Source organism: Novosphingobium album (ex Hu et al. 2023) (assembly GCF_022832385.1).
In the GTDB taxonomy this organism is placed as follows: domain Bacteria; phylum Pseudomonadota; class Alphaproteobacteria; order Sphingomonadales; family Sphingomonadaceae; genus Novosphingobium; species Novosphingobium album.
Genome location: NZ_JALHLE010000043.1, coordinates 1 through 22,631 on the forward strand (window position 1 = coordinate 1; position 22,631 = coordinate 22,631).

The 22,631-nt window shown below is 63.8% G+C and carries 25 protein-coding genes; 7 read left to right on the forward strand and 18 right to left on the reverse strand.

Translation table 11 applies throughout. The features are described from left to right. Nucleotides 1-488 (forward strand): hypothetical protein (locus tag MTR64_RS19520; protein WP_243996217.1); only part of this gene is annotated, 488 nt, incomplete at its 5' end. A gap of 60 nt (nucleotides 489-548) precedes the next feature. Continuing rightward, nucleotides 549-977 carry a TIGR01244 family sulfur transferase gene (locus tag MTR64_RS19525; protein ID WP_243996218.1) on the forward strand — a complete coding sequence of 143 codons (429 nt, stop codon included), beginning with the start codon at nucleotides 549-551 and terminating at the stop codon, nucleotides 975-977. 12 nt (nucleotides 978-989) lie between these two features. On the opposite strand, the gene MTR64_RS19530 is transcribed toward MTR64_RS19525, so the two are convergent. From MTR64_RS19530 to hisN, 14 genes are all read right to left on the reverse strand, one after another. Next, nucleotides 990-1,328: a P-II family nitrogen regulator gene (locus MTR64_RS19530; RefSeq protein ID WP_243996219.1), complete on the reverse strand. Its 339-nt coding sequence runs from the start codon at nucleotides 1,326-1,328 to the stop codon at nucleotides 990-992. A gap of 249 nt (nucleotides 1,329-1,577) precedes the next feature. Then, nucleotides 1,578-2,903 (reverse strand): ammonium transporter, encoded by a 1,326-nt coding sequence (locus MTR64_RS19535; RefSeq protein ID WP_243996220.1) that lies wholly within the window; start codon nucleotides 2,901-2,903, stop codon nucleotides 1,578-1,580. A gap of 14 nt (nucleotides 2,904-2,917) precedes the next feature. Beyond that, nucleotides 2,918-3,256: a P-II family nitrogen regulator gene (locus tag MTR64_RS19540; protein WP_007687500.1), complete on the reverse strand. Its 339-nt coding sequence runs from the start codon at nucleotides 3,254-3,256 to the stop codon at nucleotides 2,918-2,920. Nucleotides 3,257-3,407: 151 nt separating this feature from the next. Continuing rightward, a complete protein-coding gene (locus tag MTR64_RS19545; RefSeq protein WP_243996221.1) occupies nucleotides 3,408-4,115 on the reverse strand; it encodes an endonuclease/exonuclease/phosphatase family protein in 708 nt (235 codons plus the stop codon). 103 nt (nucleotides 4,116-4,218) lie between these two features. Continuing rightward, a complete protein-coding gene (locus MTR64_RS19550; protein ID WP_243996222.1) occupies nucleotides 4,219-5,757 on the reverse strand; it encodes a peptide chain release factor 3 in 1,539 nt (512 codons plus the stop codon). A 39-nt stretch (nucleotides 5,758-5,796) separates the two neighbouring features. Further along, nucleotides 5,797-6,546, reverse strand: a complete 750-nt coding sequence (locus MTR64_RS19555; RefSeq protein ID WP_243996223.1) for an SDR family NAD(P)-dependent oxidoreductase — start codon at nucleotides 6,544-6,546, stop codon at nucleotides 5,797-5,799. A 23-nt stretch (nucleotides 6,547-6,569) separates the two neighbouring features. Next, the gene (locus tag MTR64_RS19560; RefSeq protein ID WP_243996275.1) at nucleotides 6,570-7,451 is read right to left on the reverse strand and encodes an aldose 1-epimerase family protein; all 882 of its coding nucleotides are present in this window, start codon (nucleotides 7,449-7,451) and stop codon (nucleotides 6,570-6,572) included. A 32-nt stretch (nucleotides 7,452-7,483) separates the two neighbouring features. Continuing rightward, complete coding sequence (gene pheT / locus MTR64_RS19565; RefSeq protein WP_243996224.1) at nucleotides 7,484-9,898, reverse strand: phenylalanine--tRNA ligase subunit beta; 2,415 nt, start codon at nucleotides 9,896-9,898, stop codon at nucleotides 7,484-7,486. A gap of 30 nt (nucleotides 9,899-9,928) precedes the next feature. After that, on the reverse strand, nucleotides 9,929-11,026 hold the full coding sequence (gene pheS, locus MTR64_RS19570; protein ID WP_243996225.1) for a phenylalanine--tRNA ligase subunit alpha: 1,098 nt from the start codon (nucleotides 11,024-11,026) through the stop codon (nucleotides 9,929-9,931). An 82-nt stretch (nucleotides 11,027-11,108) separates the two neighbouring features. After that, nucleotides 11,109-11,981: an AraC family transcriptional regulator gene (locus MTR64_RS19575; RefSeq protein WP_243996226.1), complete on the reverse strand. Its 873-nt coding sequence runs from the start codon at nucleotides 11,979-11,981 to the stop codon at nucleotides 11,109-11,111. Between the two features lie 157 nt (nucleotides 11,982-12,138). Beyond that, nucleotides 12,139-12,498, reverse strand: a complete 360-nt coding sequence (rplT, locus tag MTR64_RS19580) for a 50S ribosomal protein L20 (RefSeq protein WP_243996227.1) — start codon at nucleotides 12,496-12,498, stop codon at nucleotides 12,139-12,141. A 13-nt stretch (nucleotides 12,499-12,511) separates the two neighbouring features. Then, complete coding sequence (rpmI, locus tag MTR64_RS19585; RefSeq protein ID WP_243996228.1) at nucleotides 12,512-12,715, reverse strand: 50S ribosomal protein L35; 204 nt, start codon at nucleotides 12,713-12,715, stop codon at nucleotides 12,512-12,514. A gap of 161 nt (nucleotides 12,716-12,876) precedes the next feature. After that, entirely contained in the window at nucleotides 12,877-13,314 is a 438-nt protein-coding gene (locus tag MTR64_RS19590) for a gamma-glutamylcyclotransferase family protein (RefSeq protein ID WP_243996229.1), read from the reverse strand. Beyond that, the gene (gene hisN / locus MTR64_RS19595) at nucleotides 13,311-14,093 is read right to left on the reverse strand and encodes a histidinol-phosphatase (RefSeq protein WP_243996230.1); all 783 of its coding nucleotides are present in this window, start codon (nucleotides 14,091-14,093) and stop codon (nucleotides 13,311-13,313) included. The genes MTR64_RS19590 and hisN overlap by 4 nt, the downstream gene beginning before the upstream one ends. Nucleotides 14,094-14,265: 172 nt before the next feature. Here hisN and MTR64_RS19600 point away from each other — a divergent pair, with 172 nt between their 5' ends. Beyond that, nucleotides 14,266-15,210 (forward strand): helix-turn-helix domain-containing protein, encoded by a 945-nt coding sequence (locus tag MTR64_RS19600; protein ID WP_243996231.1) that lies wholly within the window; start codon nucleotides 14,266-14,268, stop codon nucleotides 15,208-15,210. Nucleotides 15,211-15,222: 12 nt separating this feature from the next. On the opposite strand, the gene MTR64_RS19605 is transcribed toward MTR64_RS19600, so the two are convergent. Together MTR64_RS19605 and glpX are read right to left on the reverse strand one after the other, a co-directional pair. Next, nucleotides 15,223-16,158, reverse strand: a complete 936-nt coding sequence (locus MTR64_RS19605) for a ribose-phosphate pyrophosphokinase (protein WP_243996276.1) — start codon at nucleotides 16,156-16,158, stop codon at nucleotides 15,223-15,225. Between the two features lie 172 nt (nucleotides 16,159-16,330). Beyond that, nucleotides 16,331-17,314 (reverse strand): class II fructose-bisphosphatase, encoded by a 984-nt coding sequence (gene glpX, locus MTR64_RS19610; protein ID WP_243996232.1) that lies wholly within the window; start codon nucleotides 17,312-17,314, stop codon nucleotides 16,331-16,333. 198 nt (nucleotides 17,315-17,512) lie between these two features. Between glpX and MTR64_RS19615 the strand changes: the two genes are divergently transcribed. After that, nucleotides 17,513-17,839 carry a hypothetical protein gene (locus MTR64_RS19615; protein WP_243996233.1) on the forward strand — a complete coding sequence of 109 codons (327 nt, stop codon included), beginning with the start codon at nucleotides 17,513-17,515 and terminating at the stop codon, nucleotides 17,837-17,839. Nucleotides 17,840-17,870: 31 nt separating this feature from the next. Here the strand turns inward: MTR64_RS19615 and MTR64_RS19620 are convergent, their stop codons facing one another. Beyond that, nucleotides 17,871-19,178 carry a homoserine dehydrogenase gene (locus MTR64_RS19620; RefSeq protein WP_243996234.1) on the reverse strand — a complete coding sequence of 436 codons (1,308 nt, stop codon included), beginning with the start codon at nucleotides 19,176-19,178 and terminating at the stop codon, nucleotides 17,871-17,873. A gap of 89 nt (nucleotides 19,179-19,267) precedes the next feature. After that, nucleotides 19,268-19,966, reverse strand: a complete 699-nt coding sequence (locus MTR64_RS19625; RefSeq protein ID WP_327194297.1) for a hypothetical protein — start codon at nucleotides 19,964-19,966, stop codon at nucleotides 19,268-19,270. A gap of 515 nt (nucleotides 19,967-20,481) precedes the next feature. Between MTR64_RS19625 and MTR64_RS19630 the strand changes: the two genes are divergently transcribed. The 3 genes from MTR64_RS19630 (at nucleotide 20,482) to MTR64_RS19640 (ending at nucleotide 22,616) form a co-directional block, all read left to right on the forward strand. Further along, entirely contained in the window at nucleotides 20,482-21,132 is a 651-nt protein-coding gene (locus tag MTR64_RS19630) for an energy transducer TonB (RefSeq protein ID WP_243996236.1), read from the forward strand. A gap of 63 nt (nucleotides 21,133-21,195) precedes the next feature. Then, nucleotides 21,196-21,963, forward strand: a complete 768-nt coding sequence (locus MTR64_RS19635; RefSeq protein WP_243996237.1) for a MotA/TolQ/ExbB proton channel family protein — start codon at nucleotides 21,196-21,198, stop codon at nucleotides 21,961-21,963. Nucleotides 21,964-22,082: 119 nt separating this feature from the next. Continuing rightward, complete coding sequence (locus MTR64_RS19640) at nucleotides 22,083-22,616, forward strand: ExbD/TolR family protein (RefSeq protein WP_243996238.1); 534 nt, start codon at nucleotides 22,083-22,085, stop codon at nucleotides 22,614-22,616. Nucleotides 22,617-22,631: the final 15 nt, after the last annotated feature.

Consider the following 22,631-nt stretch of genomic DNA (forward strand, 5'->3'; position numbering starts at 1 on the left):
CCGCCGCCACCGAAGCCGCGACCACCGCCGCCGAAGCCGCCACGATCGCCACCGCCGAAGCCGCCACCACCGCCGCCACCGAAGCCGCCGCGATCACCGCCGCCGAAACCGCCACGATCGCCGCCGCCGAAGCCACCGCGATCACCGCCGCCGAAACGATCTTGCCCACCGAAAAACGGATCGAAATCGTCCTCTCCGAACCGATCCCGCTTGTCGCGTCCCCTTCCGCGACGACCTCTGTCAAAACCCATCTTTACGAACGTACCTTACGCTGCGCCCAAAAAGCACGCGCCCGGACACGTGGACGAGACCGCGCCGGGCGTCAGGGCAAGAATGAACAAAGCTCACCCCTTTCCTGCAATCATGCCTCTTACACGACTCCCAACGCAATAGCGAATGGAAATACGGGGCAGTTTGAGCCTGAATGCCCTTTCTCTTTCGATTTTGACCAGCAATTTGGCTTGCGTGTTCGACAAAGCAGGTCTTGAAGAGCGCAGGATCAGAATCCCATCTGGTTCGAGATCGTTCCTCAAGGGAGATTCGAAACGATGTTCCGCCAGATTACCGACACTGTCTTTGCCAGCCCGCAGATCGGCACCGATGCCATTGCAAAAGCCAAAGCGCTCGGAGTCGTGAGGATCATCAACAACCGACCCGAAGGCGAGGAAGATGGCCAGCCCTCGGGCCCCGACATCGAAGCCGCCGCGCGCGATGCCGGGCTGGATTATGTCGCCATCCCAGTGACCCATGCCGGCTTCAGCCAGGGTCAGGTCGATGCCATGCTGGATGCGCTGGACGGGGCGGGCGGTCCGGTTCTCGCCTACTGCCGCTCCGGCACGCGATCCACTCTGCTGTGGGCGCTGGCCCGCGCCAAGGCAGGTGACAATCCCGCCGTCATTGCCTCGAAAGCGGCATCCGCAGGTTACGACGTCACGCCCGTACGCCAGTTGATCGACATGCTGGCTGCCGGCGGTTGACGCCGGCGGCGCTCAAAGCGCCAGATCACCCTGCTCGCCAGTGCGAACGCGCAGAACATCCGCGAGATCGAACACGAAAATCTTTCCGTCACCGATCTCGTCGGTATGCGCGGACGCGCTTACGATCTCGATGACCTTGTCAGCGAAGGCATCCGAAACCGCAATCTCTAGCTTCAGCTTTGGTAACATGCTCGAGACATATTCGGCACCGCGATAGACTTCGGTCTGCCCTTTCTGCCGTCCATAACCGCTCACTTCGGTCACCGTCAGGCCCGACACGCCAAGATCGCTGAGCGCCTGCTTCACATCGGTGAACTTGAACGGCTTGATGATGGCGGTGATGAATTTCATGCTGCCCCGCGCTCCCTGATTTTGCCCTGAGCCGGACCGGAAGGCCCCTGCCCGCTATCAACGGCGATATGTCTCATATCGGCGTCAGCCACACAAAGAAAAACCGGCGCAAGGCCGGCTTCTCACGAAAAAAGGGCCGGAGCGGCTGGCTCCGGCCCATTGAGTTTGTGTTCGCAGGAGGAACATCGGTTGGCGACGACGGGTGGGAGGAGAGGAGGAAGTACCCGCCGCCGCCAAACTCGTAGGATCTTAGTTGTAGGCGCGCTCGCCGTGTTCGCCGATATCGAGACCTTCGTGCTCGATTTCCTCGGTGACACGCAGCCCGGTGATCAGCTTGGCGATGAAGATCGCGATCACGGTGCCGATGGCGGCCCAGACGATCGAAACCATCACGGCCTGGATCTGGATCCACACCTGGGCACCCATGGCAGTCGAGCCATCGCCCGGACCACCGAGACCCGGCTGGTAGACGATGCCGGTGCCGATGGCACCGATGATACCGCCGACGCCGTGGACACCGAAAGCGTCGAGCGAGTCGTCGTAGCCGAGCGCCGGCTTGACCTTCGAAACCATGATGAAGCAGACGATCGAGGCAACCGCGCCGAGCACGATGGCGCCGAACGGACCCGAGTTACCGGCAGCAGGCGTGACGGCAACGAGGCCGGCAACGATGCCCGAGCAGAAGCCCAGAGCCGAACCCTTGTGACCGCTGAACTTCTCGGCAAGCATCCAGAACAGGCCGGCCGAAGCGGTGGCGACGAACGTGTTGATCATGGCGAGACCGGCAGTGCCGTCAGCCTCGAGTTCCGAACCGGCGTTGAAGCCGAACCAGCCCACCCACAGCAGGCCGGTGCCGACCATGGTCAGCGTCAGCGAGTGCGGCGGCATCGGCTCGCTCGGGAAGCCCTTGCGCTTGCCGAGGATCAGAGCGGCCACGAGCGCCGAGACACCGGCGTTGATGTGAACGACGGTACCGCCGGCGAAGTCGAGAGCACCGAGCTTGAACAGCAGACCGCCACCGGCCCAGACCATGTGCGCGATCGGGAAGTAGACGATCGTCAACCACACGACGGCAAAAGCCATCACAGCCGAGAACTTGATACGCTCGACGGTCGCACCCAGCACCAGAGCCACGGTGATCGCGGCGAAGGTCATCTGGAAGCAGACGAAGACGTATTCGGAGATCACTTCGTCAGAGAAGGTGGCCGCGACCGAATCGGGCGTGACCGACGAAAGGAACAGGCTGCCGCTGCTGACGAAATTGCCGATGAAACCTTCCGAGGTCACCGGGCCGAACGCCATCGAGTAGCCGTACATCACCCAGATGAGCATCGCGAGAGCCGCGACGGCACCGATCTGAGTCATCGTGGAAAGCATGTTCTTCGAACGGGTCAAACCGCCGTAGAACAGGGCAAGGCCGGGAAGGATCATGAGCAGGACCAGAATGGTCGAAGTCATCATCCAGGCATTGTTGCCGGGGTTGGGGACCTTGGCCGCTTCTTCGGCCCAGGCAGGCATGGCGGCAAACAGCGACGCGGTGAGAGCGCCGGCGCCGCAGAGAATCTTGCGGTTCATCGTGGAAAGACTCCTCAAAGCGCGGTGTCGCCGGCTTCGCCGGTGCGGATACGCACGGCCGAAGCGAGGTCGAGAACGAAAATCTTGCCGTCACCGATCGCTTCGGTGCTGGCAACCTGCTGGATCGTTTCGACGATCTTCGGTGCGAGATCGTCAGGTGCAGCCACCTCGATCTTCACCTTCGGCAGCATGTTGGTCGAATACTCGGCCCCACGATAAATCTCGGTCTGGCCCTTCTGGCGCCCGAAGCCCTTCACCTCGGAAACGGTCATGCCGGCGACGCCGATCGCGCCGAGTGCCTCACGCACCTCGTCCAGCTTGAAGGGCTTAATGATGGCGATGATGAACTTCATGCCTATCCCCTGTTTGTCACCGGCCCCAGCGCCGGCTAGCGTGTACAAAAGCAAGGGATATGCCAATTTACCAATTGGCAAGATTCCGGGAAGCACCACCCGGATTGCCGCAGAAGGGGCACGTTACGTCGCCCGATTCGTGAGCACGTGCCTATTTTTTAGGCAGAAAAAGAGACGCTTTAACCGGCAGATGGTCAGAACCTGTCGCGGATAACGGGCTGTGGTGCACCTGCGTTCCCAGGACATCCCATTCCGGCGAAACAATAATGCGGTCGAGCCGCGCAATCGGGCGCCGGGAGGGAAAGCTGTGGCCTGGTGCAAGGACCCGCCATGCTTCACCGTCGAATTCCTGCAAGCATCCCCCGCGCTGCGACCACTCGTTGAGGTCTCCCATGAGCACGGTCGGCACCTGATGATCGCAATCCGCGCAATGCGCGAGCACGCTGCGGACCTGATGACGGCGGCGCAATCCCGACAGATCGAGATGCATGCCGATCGCGCGTACCCGCCTGCCTTCCAGCAGGAGATCGGCCCGGATTGCCCCCCGTGGCTCCAGCACGGGCAAGGGTACCGGCGCCGCTTCGACCAGATCGATCCCCTTGCGCACCAGCAGAGCATTGCCGTGCCAGCCCAGACTGTCCGGCTTCATCGACAAAGGCACAGGCACATAGTCGGTTGCCGCATGGATCGCATCGAGCGGCAGCACCGCCATGCGCCGGCCGAACCGGCGATCCACTTCCTGCAGCGCGACAATGTCTGCATCGACTTCCAGCAGGATGCGCAGGATGCGTTCGTGGTCACGCCGCCGGTCAAGGCCGACCGCCTTGTGAATGTTGTAACTGGCGAAAGTGATCTGCAACGGGAAGGTCCTGCCGGGCTTTTGCGAGAGGCGATTTAGGCATTCCCGGTGGGGCTTGCCAAGGCGGCCCTCGTCCAATCCGTGAAACGGCTTCCGATTCCGCTCACCGCTCCTTGGTAGCGCTGAACGTCAGCTCCGGATTGCGTTCCTGCTGGTAGCCCACGTCCCACGCCGACCGGGCCATGAAAACCGGGTCGCCATCGCGATCCTTGGCGAGGTTCATCTTGTTGAACTCGGCAAAGTCGCGCAGCGCCTGATCGCTGCCCTTGAGCCAGCGCGCGGTGTCGAAGGGCGAGGCTTCGAGCACAGCTTCCACCTTGTATTCCGCTTCCAGCCGCGAGATCAGCACGTCGAGCTGCAACTGGCCGACCACGCCGACGATCCACTGCGAGCCAATCTCCGGGTAGAACACCTGGATCACGCCCTCCTCGGACAGATCGTCGAGCGCCTTGCGCAGCTGCTTGGTCTTGGTCGGGTCCTTCAGCGCGACACGGCGCAGGATTTCCGGCGCGAAGTTGGGCAAACCGGTAAAACGGATCTGGTTCTTCTCGGACAGCGTATCGCCCACCCGCAAGGTGCCGTGGTTGGGAATGCCGATGATGTCGCCCGGTTCGGCATTGTCGGCGATTTCGCGGTCCTGAGCAAAGAACAGGATCGGCGAGTGGACCGCGATCGACTTGCCCAGCCCGGAAGGCGTCAGCTTCATCCCGCGCTTGAAGGTCCCCGAAACCAGTCGCATGAAGGCGATGCGGTCGCGGTGCATCGGGTCCATGTTGGCCTGCACCTTGAAGATGAAGCCGGTGACTTCCTTGTTCTCCGGCTCGACTGGCCCCGCTTCGGTCGGCTGCGGGCGTGGTGGCGGGGCGTATCTGGCGATGGCGTCGATCAGCTCGGCCACACCGAAGTTCTTGAGCGCGGAGCCAAAGAAGACCGGGGTCAGGTCGCCGGCGCGATAGGCTTCGAGATCGAACTCGGGATAACCGGCCACGGCCAGCTCCAGTTCGTCCGCCACCTCGACAGGCAGCGTCACGTTCTCGTCGACCTTGCCGAGGAATTCCTTGCTGCCGCCCTCCGGCCGGCTGACCTTGCCGGTAGCAATGTCGAGGATGCCCTCGAACAGCCCGCCCATGCCGACCGGCCAGGACATCGGGCACACGTCAAGCGCCAGCTTGTCGGCCACTTCGTCCATCAGATCGAAGCAGGCGCGGCCTTCGCGGTCCACCTTGTTGATGAAAGTGATGATCGGCAACGAGCGCAAGCGGCAGACCTCGAACAGCTTGCGGGTCTGCGGCTCGATGCCCTTGGCCGCGTCGATCACCATGATCGCGGAGTCGACGGCCGTCAGCGTGCGATAGGTGTCTTCCGAGAAGTCCTCGTGGCCCGGCGTATCGAGCAGGTTGAACGTCACCTTGTCGCCATTTGCGTCAGTGCGCTCGAAGGTCATCACCGAGCTGGTGACCGAGATGCCGCGTTGCTGCTCGATCTTCATCCAGTCCGACCGCGCCCGCCGCGCCTGCCCGCGCGCCTTTACTTCACCGGCAAGGTGAATGGCGCCGCCCTGCAGCAGCAGCTTTTCGGTCAGCGTGGTCTTACCCGCGTCAGGGTGCGAGATGATCGCGAAGGTACGGCGTGAATTGGTCATCCGCGCGCCTTTAAGGACGCAACGGGATTCCCGCAACGCCTAGCCTTCGCGCGCCACCTGGAAGCCCGCGAAGGACTGCGCCACCGGCATCAGTTCCAGCGCATTGATGTTGACGTGCGGCGGCTGGCTGGCGACCCAGAGCACAACATCGGCAATGTCCGGCCCGTCCAGCGGGCGCATGCCTGCGTAGAGCGTGTCCGATGCCGCCTGATTGCCGCCAGTACGTACCAGCGTGAATTCGGTCTCGACCATGCCCGGCTCGATCGAGGTGACGCGCACGCCGGTTCCGGCAAGGTCCGAGCGCAGGCCCAGCGAGAACTGACGGACAAACGCCTTGCTGCCGCCATAGACGTTGCCACCGGTGTAAGGGTAGGTCGCCGCGACCGAGGACAGGTTCACGATCACCGCCTTACTGGCAATCAGAGCGGGCAGCAGCTTGTGGGTGAGTGAGACCAGCGCCGTGACGTTGGTGTCGATCATCGTCTTCCAGTTGGCGAGATCGGCGTCCTGCGCTTTTTCGGTGCCGAGCGCGAGACCGGCGTTGTTCACGAGGCAGTCGATCTTCGCAAAGCTCTCGGGCAGGGCATCGAGCGCAGCATTGCGGGCCGCCTCGTCGCGCACGTCGAACACGCAGGGGTGGACGCGGTCCGCGCCCAGCTCATCGACCAGCGCCTCGAGCCGTTCCGCCCGGCGGCCGGTGGCGATCACCTTCCAGCCCGCCTCGACGAAGGCACGGGCACAGGCTTCGCCGATACCGGCCGTGGCGCCAGTGACGAGAACGGTCTTCATGGCAAACTCCTTTAATCGCCCATTCAATCGGCAGGCAGGACAGTGACGTCCATGCGGAACGCGCGGGCATCCCCGGACTCCAGATTCACAATCCCGGGTTTCTCGCGGAAATCGCAGGAAAAGCCAACGGGGTCTGCATGGCCCTGCCACGGTTCGATGCACAGAAACGGCGCGCCGGGCTTCTGCCATATCCCCAGCATCGGCGTATCGGGAAAGCCGATGGCAAGCTGCGCACCACCGGGCGTGCCGAACGTGAGTGATCGGCTCACCAGCTCGTCCCATATCATCGCATCAGCCTCGAACAATGCGGCGTCGAGCGCCAGGTGATGACCTTCGACCGGCGTGGGCTCGGCGTCAGGCAGCATCAGGCCTGAAGCGGGGTCAAGACGGCGAACCCGTTGGGTTTCCGGGCTGGAAAAAGCGATAACGTGGTCTGCCTTGTCCGATCCGCCGGGTAAGGGCCAGGCGAAGGCCGGGTGATAGCCAAAGCTGAACGGCAGCGCGGTATCGCCGGGATTGCGCACGGTCGCGGTCATGTGCAGCGTCGTGCCGTCAAGAACGAAAGCCATCTCCAGTTCAAACGCGAACGGGTAGACAGCACGCGTCTCCGCGCTGTCACGCAATCGGAAGCGCGCGGAGCATTCGCCTGCTTCCATGAGCTCGAATGGTGAGCGGCGAGCAAATCCGTGCCGGGGCAGCTCATATTCCTGCCCATCCACCCGGTATCGGTTCGCTGCGAGACCGCCCACGATGGGGAACAGCAGAGGCGCGTGCCCGGACCAGAACGCCGGATCGCCAGCGGTCATGAACTCTCGACCGTGCGCATCGGTCAATGACCAGAGCTCGGCCCCGAAAGGATTGATCCGGGCAGTGAGATCGCCGGAACTGATGGTCACGAATTCCATTTCCGGCACCGGCGATCTCCTGTTTCCCCTGGTCAGCCGCGCAGGACGGCCCCGAGCTTGGCGGCAGCGGCGGTCACCTTCCCGGTGATGGCCTTCAGGTCTTCTTCCTTATAGCTCTTTTCGAGCGGCTGGAGTGTGACTTCAAGTGCCAGCGACTTCTGCCCTTCCGGAACGCCCTGGCCGCGGAAGTCATCGAACAGGCGGGCCGCGACGATGTTCGCCTTGTCCGCGCCCTGCACAACGCGCACCAGATCGCCAGCCGGCAAGTCCGCCGGCACGAGGAAGGCATAGTCGCGCGTAACCGCCTGCAATGCCGGCGGGGCATAGGATACACGAGCGAACGCGGCAGCGCCCTTCTTGCCGGGGATGGCGTCGAGATAGATTTCGGCCATGGCGACCGGGCCATCGATGTCGAACTGCTTCGCCGCTGTGGGATGCAGCATACCGAAGCGCGCGAGCACGTTCTTGGGGCCAAGGCGCAACGTGCCCGACTGGCCGGGGTGGAATTGCGGGCCAGCTTCGCCCATCACCTGCAGCTTGTCGGCGGGCGCGCCCGCCTCGGCCAGCAGCGCTAGTGCTTCGGCCTTGGCGTCATAGGCGTCGAATGCAACAGCCTTGCCGCTCGCCCAGCCGCGCGAGGCCTTTTCACCCGCAAGGACCACGCCCAACGCCATGCGTTCATCGCTCGCCCCGGCGTTGCCGCGGAAATAGCGGCGGCCGAGTTCGAACAGCCGCAACGAGGAAGCGCCGCGATCGAGATTGCGCTTCGCTGCAGAGAGCAGGCCCGGCAGCAGCGAGGGCCGCATGACCTTCATGTCCTCGCTGATCGGGTTGGAGAGCGTCCACAGGCCGCCGTTGCCGTCCGCGAAGGCATCGGCTTCCGCCTGCGGCAGGAACGACCAGGTGACAGCCTCCTGCAGCCCGCGCGAAGCGGCCGCGCGGCGAACGCGCCGCTCCTGCTTCTGCGCCGGAGTGGCGGTCGGCCGGGCGACACCATCGGCCCGCGGCAGAGCCACGCTCTCGACCTTGTCGAGGCCGTGGATGCGGACGACTTCCTCGACGAGATCAGGCGCACCATCGACGTCGGGACGCCAGCCGGGCACAGTAACGGCCCAGGCGTTTTCGTACCCGGCCTGCTCGGCGACCACCACGAAACCCAGCGATTCGAGAATGCGCTGTTGCTCGTCGAGCGGGATCGAAATGCCGCCCAGCTTCTCGGTCAGGGCCGGATCGAAATGGACGATCTTCGGTGTGGTGGGTGCGGCACCCGCACGCACGACCTCCGAGGCCTCACCGCCACACAGCGTCTGGATCAGCTTGGTCAGGTGCGCGAGGCCCTGATCGAGGAAGTTGGGATCGATGCCGCGCTCGAAACGCGCACGCGCATCGGAGGTCAGATTGAGCTTGCGGCCGGTCTTGGCAATCCTCTCGGGATCGAAATAGGCGATTTCGAGCAGGATGTCGGTGGTCTCGTCCCCGCAGCCCGAATGCTCGCCGCCCATGATGCCGGCAATGTCGTGAACACCGTTGTCGTCGGCGATCACGGTCATGTCCGCATCGAGCGTGTATTCCTTTTCGTTAAGCGCCAGCACGGTCTCGCCCTGCTTCGCGCGGCGCGCGAAGACCGCGCCGCTCAGCTTGGCCAGATCATAGGCATGAGCCGGGCGGCCATAGGCCAGCATCAGGTAGTTCGTCGCATCGACCAGCGCCGAGATCGGCCGCTGTCCCGCGGACTTGAGCCGGTCCTGCAGCCACTGCGGCGAAGGGCCATTCTTTACGCCCCGGATGACCCGACCATAGAAAGCCGGGCAGCCTTCCGCATCATCGGTGCGAATGTCCACCGGGCACGGGAAATCACCGGCGAGATCGAGCTCCTGAATGGGTTTCAGGGTGCCGAGCCCCGCCGCTGCCAGGTCGCGGGCAATGCCATAGAGGCCCATGCAATCCGGACGGTTCGGCGTGATCGCCACCTCGATCACCGGATCGGCGCCATGGTACTCGGCAAAGGCGGTGCCGACCGGCGCATCCGCGGGAAGCTCGATGATGCCATCGTGGTCATCGCCAAGTTCGAGCTCGCGCGTGGAGCACATCATGCCGTTCGATTCGACCCCGCGCACGGCGGCGACCTTCAGCACCATGCCGTTCGCCGGAACCGTAGCGCCCGGAAGGCCGAGCACACCGACGAGGCCCGCGCGGGCATTGGGCGCGCCGCAGACCACCTGCAGCGGCTGGCCATCCCCGGTATCGACAGTCAGCACCTGCAGCTTGTCCGCGTCGGGGTGGCGCGCGGCGGTTAGGACTTTCGCGACGCGGAAACCGGCCAGCTTGGCGGACGGGTCCTCGATGCCTTCGACTTCAAGGCCGATGGCATTGAGCTTGGCGGCAACCTCTTCGACCGTCGCTTCGGTTTCGAGGTACTGCTTGAGCCAGGAGAGCGAGAATTTCATCGTTTCTGTTTCCTTCCGCAATCCAGCCGATCAGGCAGGCGTGCCAACGCCGCCCGAAAGGGTCGGCACGTCGAGGGCGGAGAAGCCGTAGTGGGAAAGCCAGCGCACATCGCCATCGAAAAAGGCGCGCAGGTCGTCCATGCCGTACTTCAGCATGGCGAGGCGATCCACGCCCACGCCGAAGGCGAAGCCCTGCCATTCGTCGGGATCGAGCCCGCCGGCCTTGATGACATGGCGGTTGACCATGCCGCTGCCGAGCACTTCCATCCAGGCATGGCCGGGCTCGTCGCCCGAACCGCCGACCACGCGGCGGCCGCCTTCGTTGGCATAGCCGACGTCCACCTCGACCGAAGGCTCGGTGAAGGGGAAATAGCTGGGGCGCAGGCGCAGGACGATGTCGTCACGCTCGAAGAAGGCCTTCAGGAAGGTTTCCAGCGTCCACTTGAGATGGCCGAGGTGAATATGCTTGTCGATCACCAGCGCCTCGACCTGATGGAACATCGGGGTGTGCGTGGCGTCGCTGTCAGACCGGTAGACGCGGCCCGGCGCGATGATGCGGAGCGGAGCACCTTCGGCGAGCATCGTGCGTATCTGCACCGGCGAGGTATGCGTACGCAGCACCATCTCGCGCTCCTGCGCATCGCGGTCAGGGAAATAGAACGTGTCGTGCATCGCGCGCGCAGGATGAGTTTCCGGCATGTTGAGCGCGGTGAAGTTGTGCCAGTCGTCCTCGATCTCAGGACCGGTCGCAACGGCAAAGCCCATGTCGGCGAAGATCTCGGCCAGTTCGTCCATCACCTGCGAAACCGGATGCACGGTGCCCCGCGGCGTTTCCGGCGCGGGGAGCGACAGGTCGATGGTTTCGGAGGCCAGCTTCGCTTCCAGCACGGCCGCCTCAAGCGTTGCCTTGCGGCTGGCCAGCGCTTCGGTCACGCTTTCACGCAGCCCGTGGATCTTCGGGCCTTCAACCGTCCGTTCTTCCGGGGTCAGCTTGCCCAGCGTCTTGAGCAGGCCCGAGATCGATCCCTGCTTGCCCAGAAACTCGACCCGCAGCGCTTCGAGAGCTTCAAGATCCGTGGCGCCAGCGATGCGCGAGAGCGCTTCCTGGCCGGTTGCTGCGTAGTCCACTGGTTGTCTGCCTGGCTGTTGCTGGAACGGGAAGCGCGCTCCTTAGGGTGACTGACAGCGAATCGCAACGCCGGGGACAGGCTCAGATCGGCACGGAATTCATAACTTCCGAATTTCCATTGCCGCGAAGGCGCTCGCGCATGAGCAGGTCCATGACCGGCTTGTCGAGCGCTGCATACTCACGCGGTGTCATGCCCATGAAGGCGCGGAAGTCGCGCACGAACTGGGCCTGATCGTGATAACCCTGGTCCATCGCCCCGACCCAGCGCCGCGCCGGGTTGCTCGCATAGTGCTCCAGACTGCGCAGAAACCTGTGGCGGCGGACAAGCATCTTGGGCGTGAAGCCGAAGATGGCCCGGCAAGCCCGTTCCAGAGTACGCTGTTTGCATCCGGCCCGCTCTGCCATCTCTGCCGCCGTACGGACGTCAGGGTCGGCCAGAGCGGCTTCGACACTCGCCACAAGATGAGCATGGAGCACGGACTGCTTCGGCAGAGCCTCCAGAAAAGCCATGAACCGGTCGAACTGCAATCCCGGAAGCGCGTCATCCGCCGCGAGCAAATCATACAGCGGACGAAAGCGCGCGAACGTCTCATCGGTATCGCCATCGGCGATTCTGTCAGCATAGGCATCCGCCGGAACGCCTGTCAGCGCCGCCCAGCCGAGCGGCCTCAGCCGTATCCCCCACTGCCGCCCGGTTCCCATCGAAAAGCCCAATTGCCGGGTACGGGGGCCAGCCACCACAAAACGGGACTCTACGGTTTGCGCGCCCTGGTCCATTTCGGCATGCCAGAGCGAACCGTATTGAAAACGCAAACTGCCCCATGCCGGAAACAGGATGTCATGCAGCCGGTCCGAACCAGCCTGCTGGAAATCGCAGTAGAACACAGCACCGATGTAGGGCGCCAGATTTTCGGGCACCGGACAGTACTGGATCATGACGTGGCCAGTTGCCATGCAGCCCCTTCCCACCTTCCTACTCCGGCAATGTGATCCCGCAGCAGCCGGCATGCAAGATGCGCGCACGCGAACAAATGAAAAGGCGCGGGGATTGCTCCCCGCGCCCTTTTCAATTCTTGCGGCTCCGGGCGATCCCTGGAACCATGCCACCGGCTCAGGCCGGAAGCGCGGCCTTCGCCTGCGCGATGACGGCGGTGAACACGGCACCTTCGTTCATCGCGAGATCGGCCATCGCCTTGCGGTCGAGCTCGATACCGGCGAGCTTAACGCCGTGCATGAACTGCGAGTAGGTGAGGCCTTCGTTGCGGACCGCAGCGTTGATGCGCTGGATCCACAGGGCACGGAAGTTCCGCTTCTTAACCTTGCGGTCGCGATAGGCGTACTGGCCGGCCTTTTCGACGGCCTGACGGGCGACGCGGATCGTGTTCTTGCGGCGGCCGCGGTAGCCCTTGGCCTGGTCCAGAATACGCTTGTGCTTGGCGCGGGTGGTTACACCCCTCTTGATACGGCTCATCGGTCAGTACTCCTCAGTTGAGCCCGTAGGGCGCCCACTTCTTGATCGTCTTGGCATCGGCGTCGGAAATGACTTCGGTGCCGCGATTCTGGCGGATGTACTTGCCGTTATGGCTGATCAGGCGGTGGCGCTTGCCGGCAACGCCGTGCTTCACCTTGCCGGTGGCGGTGATCTTGAAGCGCTTCTTCACACCGCTCTTGGTCTTCAACTTGGGCATTTTCGTCTCCTGTTCAGGGACACGTCCCGCCGGCCCTGGCAGCCCTTTTCGCCAGGCCGACCCGCGAATCTCTTTTTCGAAAGACTCAAGTCGTGTCGATTGAAGGGCGGCCCTTTAGTGCGGGAACGGCTGAAACGCAAGAGTGCAGCGCCCCCGGGGGCTCAGGTCCCGTCGCGCGGGCTTGAAAAGGCCCGGCGGCGGGTCTGCAACAACCACCCTGCAAAATCACCGCAGCCGATAGCCGGTGCCTCTGGCGGCAAGGCAATGCGCCACAGGTATACTTGCGCCGGGACCAGTCCTGCACGGCCCGTTCGCACGGGCAGGCAGGTGCGGCGGTACTCCTGCCCCTCGTAACGGTCCAGCCGGGCCAGATCACCCGGCGCCAGCCTGAGTTCGCACAATGTGCCCTGCACGCGCGCACCCGACTTCGCCGGGACCAGTGCCGGGAACCAACCATTGCCGCCTTGCACCGCGAAGAGGCGACCGGGTACGCTGGCCGCTTCGGCCTTAACCAGCCGCGCCTCGATCCAGCGGGCCATGCGCGTTCCCGCCTGTGGCTGCAGAGTACCGTAGACGAACAGGCGCAACCGGCCGCTCAATGATGGCAGGCCAGCGCCTCGATAACGTCCTCCATCCGCGCCGGATCGCCGATCGCCAGCACATGGCCCTCCGATTCGGCGTGGAGCGGATCGCCGTTCCAGTCGCACATCGTCCCCCCTGCCCCTTCAACGACGGGCACCAGCGCAGCCCAGTCGTGGAGCTTGAGACCGGCCTCGCAAACGACGTCGATCTGTCCGCTCGCCAGCAGACCATAATTATAGCAGTCGCCGCCCATCATCATCCGGCGGTGGTCTGTCCGGGCGGCCAGTGCCATGAAATGCTGGCCCTGATGATCGTCGAAATAGTGTGGCCCGGTCGTCGCCAGCATGGCTTGAGACAATTCCCGGCACGCACGGGTGCGCACGGGCTTGCCGTTGAACGTGGTTGGCTGGCCACTTGCCCCGATCCAGCGCTCGCCCAGAATCGGCTGATCGATGATGCCCAGCACCGGCCAGCCGTCGACCAGCAAGGAGATCAGCGTGCCAAAAATCGGACGCCCGGCGATGAACGAGACGGTCCCGTCGATCGGATCAAGCACCCATGTCCGGTTGGAAGTGCCCGTTTCGGTTCCGAACTCTTCGCCGATGATCGCATCCTGCGGCACTTCTGCCTTGAGAATGCGCCGCATGGCTTCTTCCGCCGACCGGTCGGCTATCGTCACCGGTGAGGCATCGGCCTTGCGCTCGGCATCCAGGCCGCTGCGGAAATGGGGACGGATGGCGTTTCCGGCTGCCTCGGCAAGCCTCACGGCGAGAACGATGTCGTGTTCGATCTTCATGCCCGCCCTGTGCCAATGGGACGCCGCTCCGGTCAAGCCGCCATCTCGCATGCGACACCACTGTAATAATATGGCAGGGCGCAACATCCCTGTGGTAGGTTTTCCCTCGTTGTGCGGCCGTTTCGCCGGACGTATTGCTCTGATTCGAAGAGAGCGTGGCAAGAGCGGGGGTATGGATCACAGCAAACGCCCGGCAATCGATCCGGCGATCGCACCGGAACAGGGGGTCACTAAAGACGGGCAGCCTCTGTCATACAATCGCGCACCGGCACCGGATCTGGCGCCATGGATCGCACGCCTGTACGTCACGAAAGTCTCGGCGCCTGCCGGCTACACATTATCGTGCGGGCTGTTCAGCGATGCCGCCTTCGTCCGCATCCAGCTTGCCGGAGATTGGACAGCCGAAACCGCGACCGGGCACGAAACGTTCGGGCGCGCGGCACTGTTCTTCGGGCCGCAGACGAAACGCATGCCCGTCACGGTCACCGGTAGTTTCATCAGCGTGGGAATGGGCATGCGGCCTGGCGCCTGCACCGCGTTGCGGGGCCCCAGGCTCGGCGACTTTCTCGACCGGCTGGTCCCGACAACCGCTGTCGCCATGCCTTCCGACAAAATCCTCTCGATGCTGCCGCCCGACGCCACGCCCGAAGACTGGCTGCACACGCTGGAAGACCTCGTGCGCAAGCGGATCGAACACATGGACGGAGCCATGCCCGACCCGATTGCCGCCCGCTTCGAGGACATAACCTTCAGGGATCCGGGAATGTCCGTCGGCGAGGCTGCGCAGCTTTGTGAAGTCGAACGCCGCAAACTCGAGCGCGTGGCCAACCGCGACTTCGGGATGGCGCCCAAGCAGGTCCTGCGCCGGGCCCGTGCCCTCGACATGGCCAGCCATCTGCGGGGCGTCGCTGATTCGGCGGAGGGCGAGGAGATGGCGCTTCGCTACTACGACGAAAGCCACCTGATCCATGAATTCACCGCACTGTTCGGCATGTCGCCGCGCCAGTTCGTGAAGTCGCCGCAGCCGATTCTCACCCTGTCACTCGAATCACGCCAAGCCCGCCGGCTGGAAGCGCTCCACCGCATCGCGCCCGGGGAAGCCCGTCCCTGGGAATAAGGCGCGAAGACCTCAGTCGAACAGACTGGAAACCGAGCTCTCGTCAGCAATACGGCGAATTGCCTCGCCGATCAGCGGCGCGATGGTCAGCTCCCGGATTCGGTCAGATTCCTTCGCTGCATCGGTGGTCTGGATCGAATCGGTGATTACCAGTTCCTTGAGCGCGGAATTGCTGACGCGCGAGACGGCAGCGCCGGACAAGACACCGTGCGTGATGTAGGCCGTAACGCTCGAAGCGCCTTCGTCCATCAGCGCCTGCGCGGCGTTGCACAGGGTGCCGCCGGAATCGATGATGTCGTCGATCAGGATGCAGGCGCGGCCCTTCACGTCGCCGATGATGTTCATGACTTCCGACTGACCCGGCTTGTCGCGGCGCTTGTCGACGATGGCCAGCGGAGCATTGTCCAGACGCTTGGCAAGCGCACGGGCGCGGACCACGCCGCCGACGTCGGGCGAGACGACCATCAGCGCCTGATCACCGTAGCGGGCCTGAATGTCGGCCGCCATGACCGGCGCTGCGAACAGGTTGTCGGTCGGGATGTCGAAGAAGCCCTGGATCTGCCCGGCGTGCAGATCGACCGAGAGCACGCGGTCAGCGCCGGCCTCGGTCATCAGGTTCGCGACCAGCTTGGCCGAAATCGGCGTACGCGGCCCGGGCTTGCGGTCCTGGCGGGCATATCCGAAGTAGGGCACCACCGCAGTGATGCGCTTGGCCGAAGCACGGCGCAGCGCGTCGATGCAGATCAGCAGCTCCATCAGGTTATCGTTCGCCGGGTAGCTGGTGGGCTGCACCACGAAGACGTCCTCGCCACGCACGTTCTCATGGATCTCGACGAAGATCTCTTCGTCAGCGAAACGGCGGACGCTCGCATCGGTGAGCGGCAGTTCAAGGTATCCTGCAATGGCGCGGGCGAGCGGCAGGTTGCTGTTGCCGGACATGATCTTCATGGCGAATCCCTCAATGCGGCCGAAGGTGCTGGCGCGGTCGCGCCCGCCTCTAGCCATGCGTCATCCGATTGCAATAGAGCAAGCGCCGTTTTCACCGGCAGGCGATACAGCGAAGGCCGGGTCCGTATGGTCCGGACCCGGCCTTCGCCGATCTGCAAAGATACGCAAGAGATCAGACGATGCGGTGCTCGCCCTTTATCCAGCGCACAGTGCCTGAGCTCGCACGCATGACGACACTCTCGGTCGTCATCTTGCCGCCCTTGAGGTGCTTCACGCCGTCGAGCAGCGAACCGCTGGTAACGCCGGTCGCCGCGAAGATGCAGTCGCCCTTGGCCAGTTCCTCGAGCTTGTAGATCTTGTTCAGATCCTCGATGCCCCACTTGCGGGCGCGGGCGCGCTCGTCATCGTTGCGGAACAGCAGGCGGCCGTTGAACTGGCCTCCGACACAACGAAGCGCAGCCGCCGCGAGCACACCCTCGGGCGCGCCGCCGGAGCCCATGTACATGTCGATCGTGGTGTTCTCGTCGGTCACCGCGATCACGCCGGCGACGTCACCGTCACCGATCAGCACGACACCACAGCCCAGTTCACGCAATTCGGCGATAAGAGCCTCGTGACGCGGACGGTCGAGCACGCAGACAATGATCTCTTCCGGCTTCACGCCCTTGGCCGCAGCCACGGCCTTGACGTTTTCAGTCGGGCTCTTGTCGAGATCGATCACGCCTTCCGGGTAGCCGGGACCGACCGCGATCTTGTCCATGTAGACATCCGGCGCGTTGAGCAGGCCGCCTTCTTCGGCAGCCGCCAGCACGGCAAGGGCGTTCGGACCGGCCTTGGCCGTGATCGTGGTGCCTTCCAGCGGATCGAGTGCGATATCGATCTTCGGCCCCTTGCCCGGCGCACCGCCGACCTTCTCGCCGATGAAGAGCATCGGCGCTTCGTCGCGCTCGCCTTCGCCAATGACGACCGTGCCGTCGATGTAGAGTTCGTCAAAAGCCTTGCGCATGGCTTCGACGGCGGCATGATCAGCGGCCTTCTCGTCACCTCGGCCGACCAGGCTCGAAGCAGCAATGGCAGCAGCTTCGGTAACCCGAACCATTTCGAGAACGAGAACGCGATCAAGGACTTTACTTGCAGGAGTCGGCTTTTCGGACATGTTCACTCCGGATTAATCCAGGGAGGAAAGGTTTGGCCCGCTTAGACAGAGGAATTGGAATTGTCGAGAAGCTGGAAAGTCCTTTTCGCGCTGGCCGCCATGGGCCCCGCTCCGGCGATGGCACAAACGGCGCCCCGGACGCCGGGCGACGAGGACCGTGCCATAGCTGAAAAGATGTTGGGGACAGGCGGCCGGATCATGCCTGACAGGTCCCGCAACACGTGCCTGCGCACCATCAAGCAGGGCGAAATCACGGTGTGCGCCCCCGACGAGGACGAATTTCGCGTCAAATCCTCAGCGGATCTGGATCCCGAATCCGCCGCGGCCCTGAACGATGGCCGGCTTCAAGCGCCGGACGTCGCCGGTGGCGGCATCTTCAAGGGCAAGTCAACGATGAGCGGAATGTGCATGATTCCGCCCTGCCCGCCCGAGCAGCCCTATCTGATCGACCTGTCGTCAATTCCCGAGGCACCGGCCGGATCGGATGCGGACAAGATCGCGAAAGGCGAATTGCGCGCGCCCTGAGGCAGCCGCATGCCCGGAAACGGCCAGGTCCTCAGTCGCCGATGATCTGCATCACCAGTGGCTGGGCGGTCAGGCTGTCCGAACCCTCGAGAATGCGCATGGCCTCGCTCACTGCGCTTTCGGGCACCACATGGGTGACGAGAGCGAGGATCACCTCGCCGTCGTCGTCCGGATCGCCCTTCTGGATCAGGCTTTCAATCGACACCCCGGCATCGCGCATGGCCGCAGTTATGTCCGCCAGCACCCCCGGCCGGTCGGGAACCGTGAAGCGGATATAGGACCGGCTGAGACGGTGGCCTGTCGGCGCAGGCTCCATGGCCTCCAGATCACCCGCGGGCATCGAGAACGCCGCACCCTTCTCGCCGCGGGCAATGTCGATGATGTCGGCCACCACGGCGCTGGCAGTCGGGCCGTCACCGGCACCGGCGCCCTGGAACAGCAGGCGGCCCATGAAGTTGCCTTCGGCGACAACCGCATTGGTCGCGCCATCGACATGCGCCAGCGGATGGTCGAACGGCACCAGATGCGGGCGCACGCGCTGGAACAGGCGCGGCGCGGTCTCGCTGCCGTCGATTTCCGCCGTGCCGATCAGCCGGATGACATAGCCCAGTGAACGGGCCTGCTCGATGTCCGCCGCCTTGACGCGCGAGACGCCCATGGTCTCTACCGCATCGAAGCGCAACCGCGTGCCGAAAGCGATGGCCGCAAGGATCGAGAGCTTGTGCGCAGCGTCGATGCCTTCGATGTCGAACGTGGGATCAGCCTCGGCATAACCCAGGCGCTGGGCATCGGCGAGCACGTCGCCGAAGTCGGCGCCTGTGTCTTCCATGGTCGAGAGTATGTAATTGCAGGTGCCGTTGAGGATACCATAGACGCGGTCGATCGCATTGGCTGCGGCACCTTCGCTGAGCCCCTTGATGACGGGAATGCCCCCGGCCACGGCCGCCTCGAACTTGAGCGGCACGCCGGCCTGCTCTGCGCTCGCGGCAAGTTCCAGACCGTGGTGGGCAATCATCGCCTTGTTGGCGGTGACAAGGCCCTTGCCGTGCTTGATCGCCCCGCGCGCCAGAGTCAGCGCCGGGCCGTCCGAACCACCGACCAGCTCCACCACCACGTCGACGTCATCGCGCGAGGCCATCGCCGACGGATCGTCTTCCCAGGCATAGGGAGACAGATCGACACCGCGGTCCTTGGTCCGGTCTCGCGCACTCACTGCGGTAATGCGGATGGGACGCCCAGCACGCCGCGCGATCAGTTCGGCATTCGTCTCGATAAGACGAACCACGCCGGTTCCGACAGTTCCCAGACCTGCAAGTGCGATTTTGAGCGGCTCAACCATAATGCTCCCTTTCGGGAGCGCGCCCTAGGGCAGGCTTGGCCGAATTTCCAGCACCTTCAACACCACGCACCCGGATCCGGCCCAAACCGTCAGGACAAGTTACGCCGGCACACGCCCAGTTCGCCCAGCACCATGCGGTAATCCGCTTCCGCCTGCCTTTTCTCGGCGAAGCCTTCCGACACATTCGCGCCGGGCGGCGGCATGTTAGGCAGAAAGCAGGCCAGGCGGTACCAGGCCAACGTTTCCGGCTGCGGAGGATGGCCCAGATCAGCCACCAGCTCGGAAAACGACACACCCCAGACCGGCGGACCGCTGCCCTCGTGCTGCACGGTGATCGAGGCCGCCGATCCGTCTTCCGTCTTCAGGAAGATCTGCGTTTCTCCCTGCCCCGCCAAATTCCCGGGTGCATAGAACAGCTCGCGCACGCCCGTCACCTTCGCCGGCGCGTCAGGCGAAACCAGCGATTTGAGGATGGCACGCAGCCGCGCCTCTCCGGCTGCGGTGCGCTGCCATTGCGCGGTCGGCGTAACCAGTTGCAGCTCACCCGGCCGGCCGGGAACGGCCCGCGCAAACAGGAACACACTCTGCTTCTTGAGCTTCGGAGGCTTGCCGCGTGCATCAAGCGACAGGTCGACAAGATACTTGACCGATTCGCCCAGCGGCGCGCTGCCCGTCAGCAGGGCAAGGGTTTTGGCTTCCACATAGAAGCGGCCGTAACCCTGCTGCCGTCCGGGCGCCCTTGAATCTTCCACGCGCACCATTTTCGTCACTTCCACCAGAACGACCAATCCGGCCGAATCGGCAAGGTCGGCGATGTCCGCAAAAGTGGGCTCCGGTCCCGCAGGCGCGGCGATCTGCGCCAGAGCCGGAACGGCCGAAACGGCCAGCATCGCTCCGCCCAGAGCCGCCCACAAGCGTTTCGATTTTACTGACATCGATGACAATCTCCGTGGAAATGCCGCATGTTATAATCACGAGCCGGGACAGGCTCAAAATCGTATGCACTGAGTTTGGCGGAAACCTGAATGAATTGAGGGTTAACCCTTGAACCGCCGATAAGGCGTTGCGCAGGGGGTACATCGCCGCTAAGGAAACACGCGAAACGGGGCGAAAATACAAAAATGCTCCTCGGTCCGCTTGCCCGTCGCACGTTTACGGCTGGTGGATTGTCAGCCGTCAGGGTGGGTAGTTTAGAGTTTCGTCATGGGCTCCACGTCTTTTTGGGGGGGAGGCCATGGGCGCCCTTGGACTTGTCCGCTTTTTGGATATGTTCCGGGGCTTGGTAATGGAGTGAAGGGTCTGAATGGCTTACGCTGACCAGCAAATGAGCGGTAACAAGATTACCGCGCTTGTCATTGTCGCGCTGATCCATGTCTTCGTCGGCTACGCGCTCGTCACGGGCCTTGCCTATGAGGCGGCGAAGAAAGTGATCAGCAAAGTAACGACGGTTGATATCAAGGAACCGGAGAAGCCCAAGGAGGAGCCACCTCCGCCACCTCCGAAGGAAGATACGCCGCCGCCGCCCATCGTGGCGCCGCCGCCGCCGATCAACATTGCCCCGGCCCCGCCGCCGGTGCAGACCGTGATCACGCCGCCGCCGCCGCCGCCGGTGGTCATCCAGACGGCAGCGCCGCCGCCGCCACCGCCAGCCCCCTCCAAGGCTCGTGGTGCATCGCCCAAGGGCCAGAACAGCTGGGCGGCCCGTATTCAGGCGAACTATCCGACCCGCGCCGCTCGCGAAGAGCGTGAAGGCCGCGTCGGTGTGCGCGTCACGATCAATTCGGATGGCCGTGTCGATTCCTGCTCGGTCTCGAGCTCGAGCGGCAGCCCGGATCTGGACGAGGCGGCTTGTGACGGCATGACCCGTTACGCCCGCTTCAACCCGGCGCTCGATGCTGCCGGCAACCCGACCAGCGGATCGTATTCCACAGCCATCGTTTACAGGCTTAACTAATTGACGGCCCGGCCGGGCTGTTGCTCCCGGCTAAAACTGCATTCTTCTTGAGAGGTAAATCGCATGCTTATCGTTGATATCCTTGCCGCTGCCGCCGAAGCTGCGCCGCAGAACAAATTCGGCTTTGCCGAAGCCCTGAAGCAGGGCGGTTTCATCGCCTATGCCACCGTGATCATTCTCGGCATCATGTCGTTCGGTTCGTTCTACATCCTGTTCACCAAGTGGTTCGAACAGTCGAAGATCATGCGCCAGTTCAGCACCGTCCGCACCGCGTTCTGGAAGGCTCCGACCCTCAAGGAAGGCGCGACCAAGCTCGAGAAGAACAGCGCATGGCGCCAGATCGTCGACGACGGCGTGAAGGCTGAAGAAGAAGCCTCGAAGCTGAAGGATCCGACTGAAGCGCACGACTGGCTGCACGGATCGCTGGCCCGTTCGGAAGCCTCGATCAACGCCCGCCTCGCTGGCGGCCTTCCGTTCCTCGCCACCGTCGGCGCGACCTCGCCGTTCATCGGTCTGTTCGGTACCGTCGTCGGCATCTACCGCGCCCTGATCGCGATCGGCCTTGCCGGTTCGGCCTCGATCGACAAGGTCGCCGGTCCGGTCGGTGAAGCTCTGATCATGACCGCGCTTGGTCTGCTCGTCGCCGTTCCCGCCGTTCTCGCCTACAACTACCTGCAGGCCCGCAACAAGCGCATCGCAGAGCTGCTGACCGGCTTCTCGACCGACGTTCTTGCGAACATCGCTTCGGGCGGCGCTGTCAAGCCGACCGTTGCCGCTGCTCCGGCCAAGGCCGCTCCGGCCAAGCCCGCTGCCGCTCCGGCCAAGTCGTAAGGAGCGCGGGCCAGCGGAACCGGCAGGCCCGGTTCCGCTCCCGCTGGGGACAGGCGGCGGCAAGTTGCATGCGCAAACCGCCGCCATCCCCCAGGCAACGCAAGGATTAGGATAAGACTATGGCGATATCCACGGGCGGAGGCGGTGCAGACACACCGATGTCCGACATCAACACGACGCCGCTCGTCGACGTCATGCTGGTGCTGCTGATCATCTTCCTCATCGCGGTTCCGGTCGCGATCCAGACGATCGAAAAGCTTCGTATCCCGGTCATCGTGGCAGTCGAATCGAAGGACAAGGTCGAAAACCTTCTTCTCACCGTTTCGACGACCGACGATGCCGGCCGCAGCGCTGGCGAACCTGGTTACGAGGGTGCGTCGCGCAACGGCGAATGCCGCATTTACCTCAACAACATCACGCCGGTCACTTCGGAAGAGCTGCGCGACAAGGCCTTCAAGCGCCTTGACGCCATCGTGAAGCGCGCGGGTGGTCCCGAGGCTCTCATGGAGAACCCGGACCAGATCCCGCAGGTTCACATCCGCGGTGACGTCAACGCTCCCTGGCGGTGCGTTGCGGGCGCGATCTACAACGTCCAGATTTCGGGCTACCCGACGGTTGGCTTCATCACCAACCCGATCGACCCGAACGGCTGACGTTTCGGCAGGAAC

What these genes read in the sequence shown, in the direction of transcription:
- MTR64_RS19525 (WP_243996218.1), top strand. Translation starts at nt 549, where the DNA reads ATGTTCCGCCAGATTACCGACACTGTCTTTGCCAGCCCGCAGATCGGC.
- MTR64_RS19530 (WP_243996219.1), bottom strand. Translation starts at nt 1,328, where the DNA reads ATGAAATTCATCACCGCCATCATCAAGCCGTTCAAGTTCACCGATGTG.
- MTR64_RS19535 (WP_243996220.1), bottom strand. Translation starts at nt 2,903, where the DNA reads ATGAACCGCAAGATTCTCTGCGGCGCCGGCGCTCTCACCGCGTCGCTG.
- MTR64_RS19540 (WP_007687500.1), bottom strand. Translation starts at nt 3,256, where the DNA reads ATGAAGTTCATCATCGCCATCATTAAGCCCTTCAAGCTGGACGAGGTG.
- MTR64_RS19550 (WP_243996222.1), bottom strand. Translation starts at nt 5,757, where the DNA reads ATGACCAATTCACGCCGTACCTTCGCGATCATCTCGCACCCTGACGCG.
- MTR64_RS19555 (WP_243996223.1), bottom strand. Translation starts at nt 6,546, where the DNA reads ATGAAGACCGTTCTCGTCACTGGCGCCACGGCCGGTATCGGCGAAGCC.
- MTR64_RS19560 (WP_243996275.1), bottom strand. Translation starts at nt 7,451, where the DNA reads ATGGAATTCGTGACCATCAGTTCCGGCGATCTCACTGCCCGGATCAAT.
- pheT (WP_243996224.1), bottom strand. Translation starts at nt 9,898, where the DNA reads ATGAAATTCTCGCTCTCCTGGCTCAAGCAGTACCTCGAAACCGAAGCG.
- MTR64_RS19575 (WP_243996226.1), bottom strand. Translation starts at nt 11,981, where the DNA reads ATGGCAACTGGCCACGTCATGATCCAGTACTGTCCGGTGCCCGAAAAT.
- rplT (WP_243996227.1), bottom strand. Translation starts at nt 12,498, where the DNA reads ATGAGCCGTATCAAGAGGGGTGTAACCACCCGCGCCAAGCACAAGCGT.
- rpmI (WP_243996228.1), bottom strand. Translation starts at nt 12,715, where the DNA reads ATGCCCAAGTTGAAGACCAAGAGCGGTGTGAAGAAGCGCTTCAAGATC.
- hisN (WP_243996230.1), bottom strand. Translation starts at nt 14,093, where the DNA reads ATGAAGATCGAACACGACATCGTTCTCGCCGTGAGGCTTGCCGAGGCA.
- MTR64_RS19600 (WP_243996231.1), top strand. Translation starts at nt 14,266, where the DNA reads ATGGATCACAGCAAACGCCCGGCAATCGATCCGGCGATCGCACCGGAA.
- MTR64_RS19605 (WP_243996276.1), bottom strand. Translation starts at nt 16,158, where the DNA reads ATGAAGATCATGTCCGGCAACAGCAACCTGCCGCTCGCCCGCGCCATT.
- glpX (WP_243996232.1), bottom strand. Translation starts at nt 17,314, where the DNA reads ATGTCCGAAAAGCCGACTCCTGCAAGTAAAGTCCTTGATCGCGTTCTC.
- MTR64_RS19615 (WP_243996233.1), top strand. Translation starts at nt 17,513, where the DNA reads ATGCCTGACAGGTCCCGCAACACGTGCCTGCGCACCATCAAGCAGGGC.
- MTR64_RS19620 (WP_243996234.1), bottom strand. Translation starts at nt 19,178, where the DNA reads ATGGTTGAGCCGCTCAAAATCGCACTTGCAGGTCTGGGAACTGTCGGA.
- MTR64_RS19630 (WP_243996236.1), top strand. Translation starts at nt 20,482, where the DNA reads ATGGCTTACGCTGACCAGCAAATGAGCGGTAACAAGATTACCGCGCTT.
- MTR64_RS19635 (WP_243996237.1), top strand. Translation starts at nt 21,196, where the DNA reads ATGCTTATCGTTGATATCCTTGCCGCTGCCGCCGAAGCTGCGCCGCAG.
- MTR64_RS19640 (WP_243996238.1), top strand. Translation starts at nt 22,083, where the DNA reads ATGGCGATATCCACGGGCGGAGGCGGTGCAGACACACCGATGTCCGAC.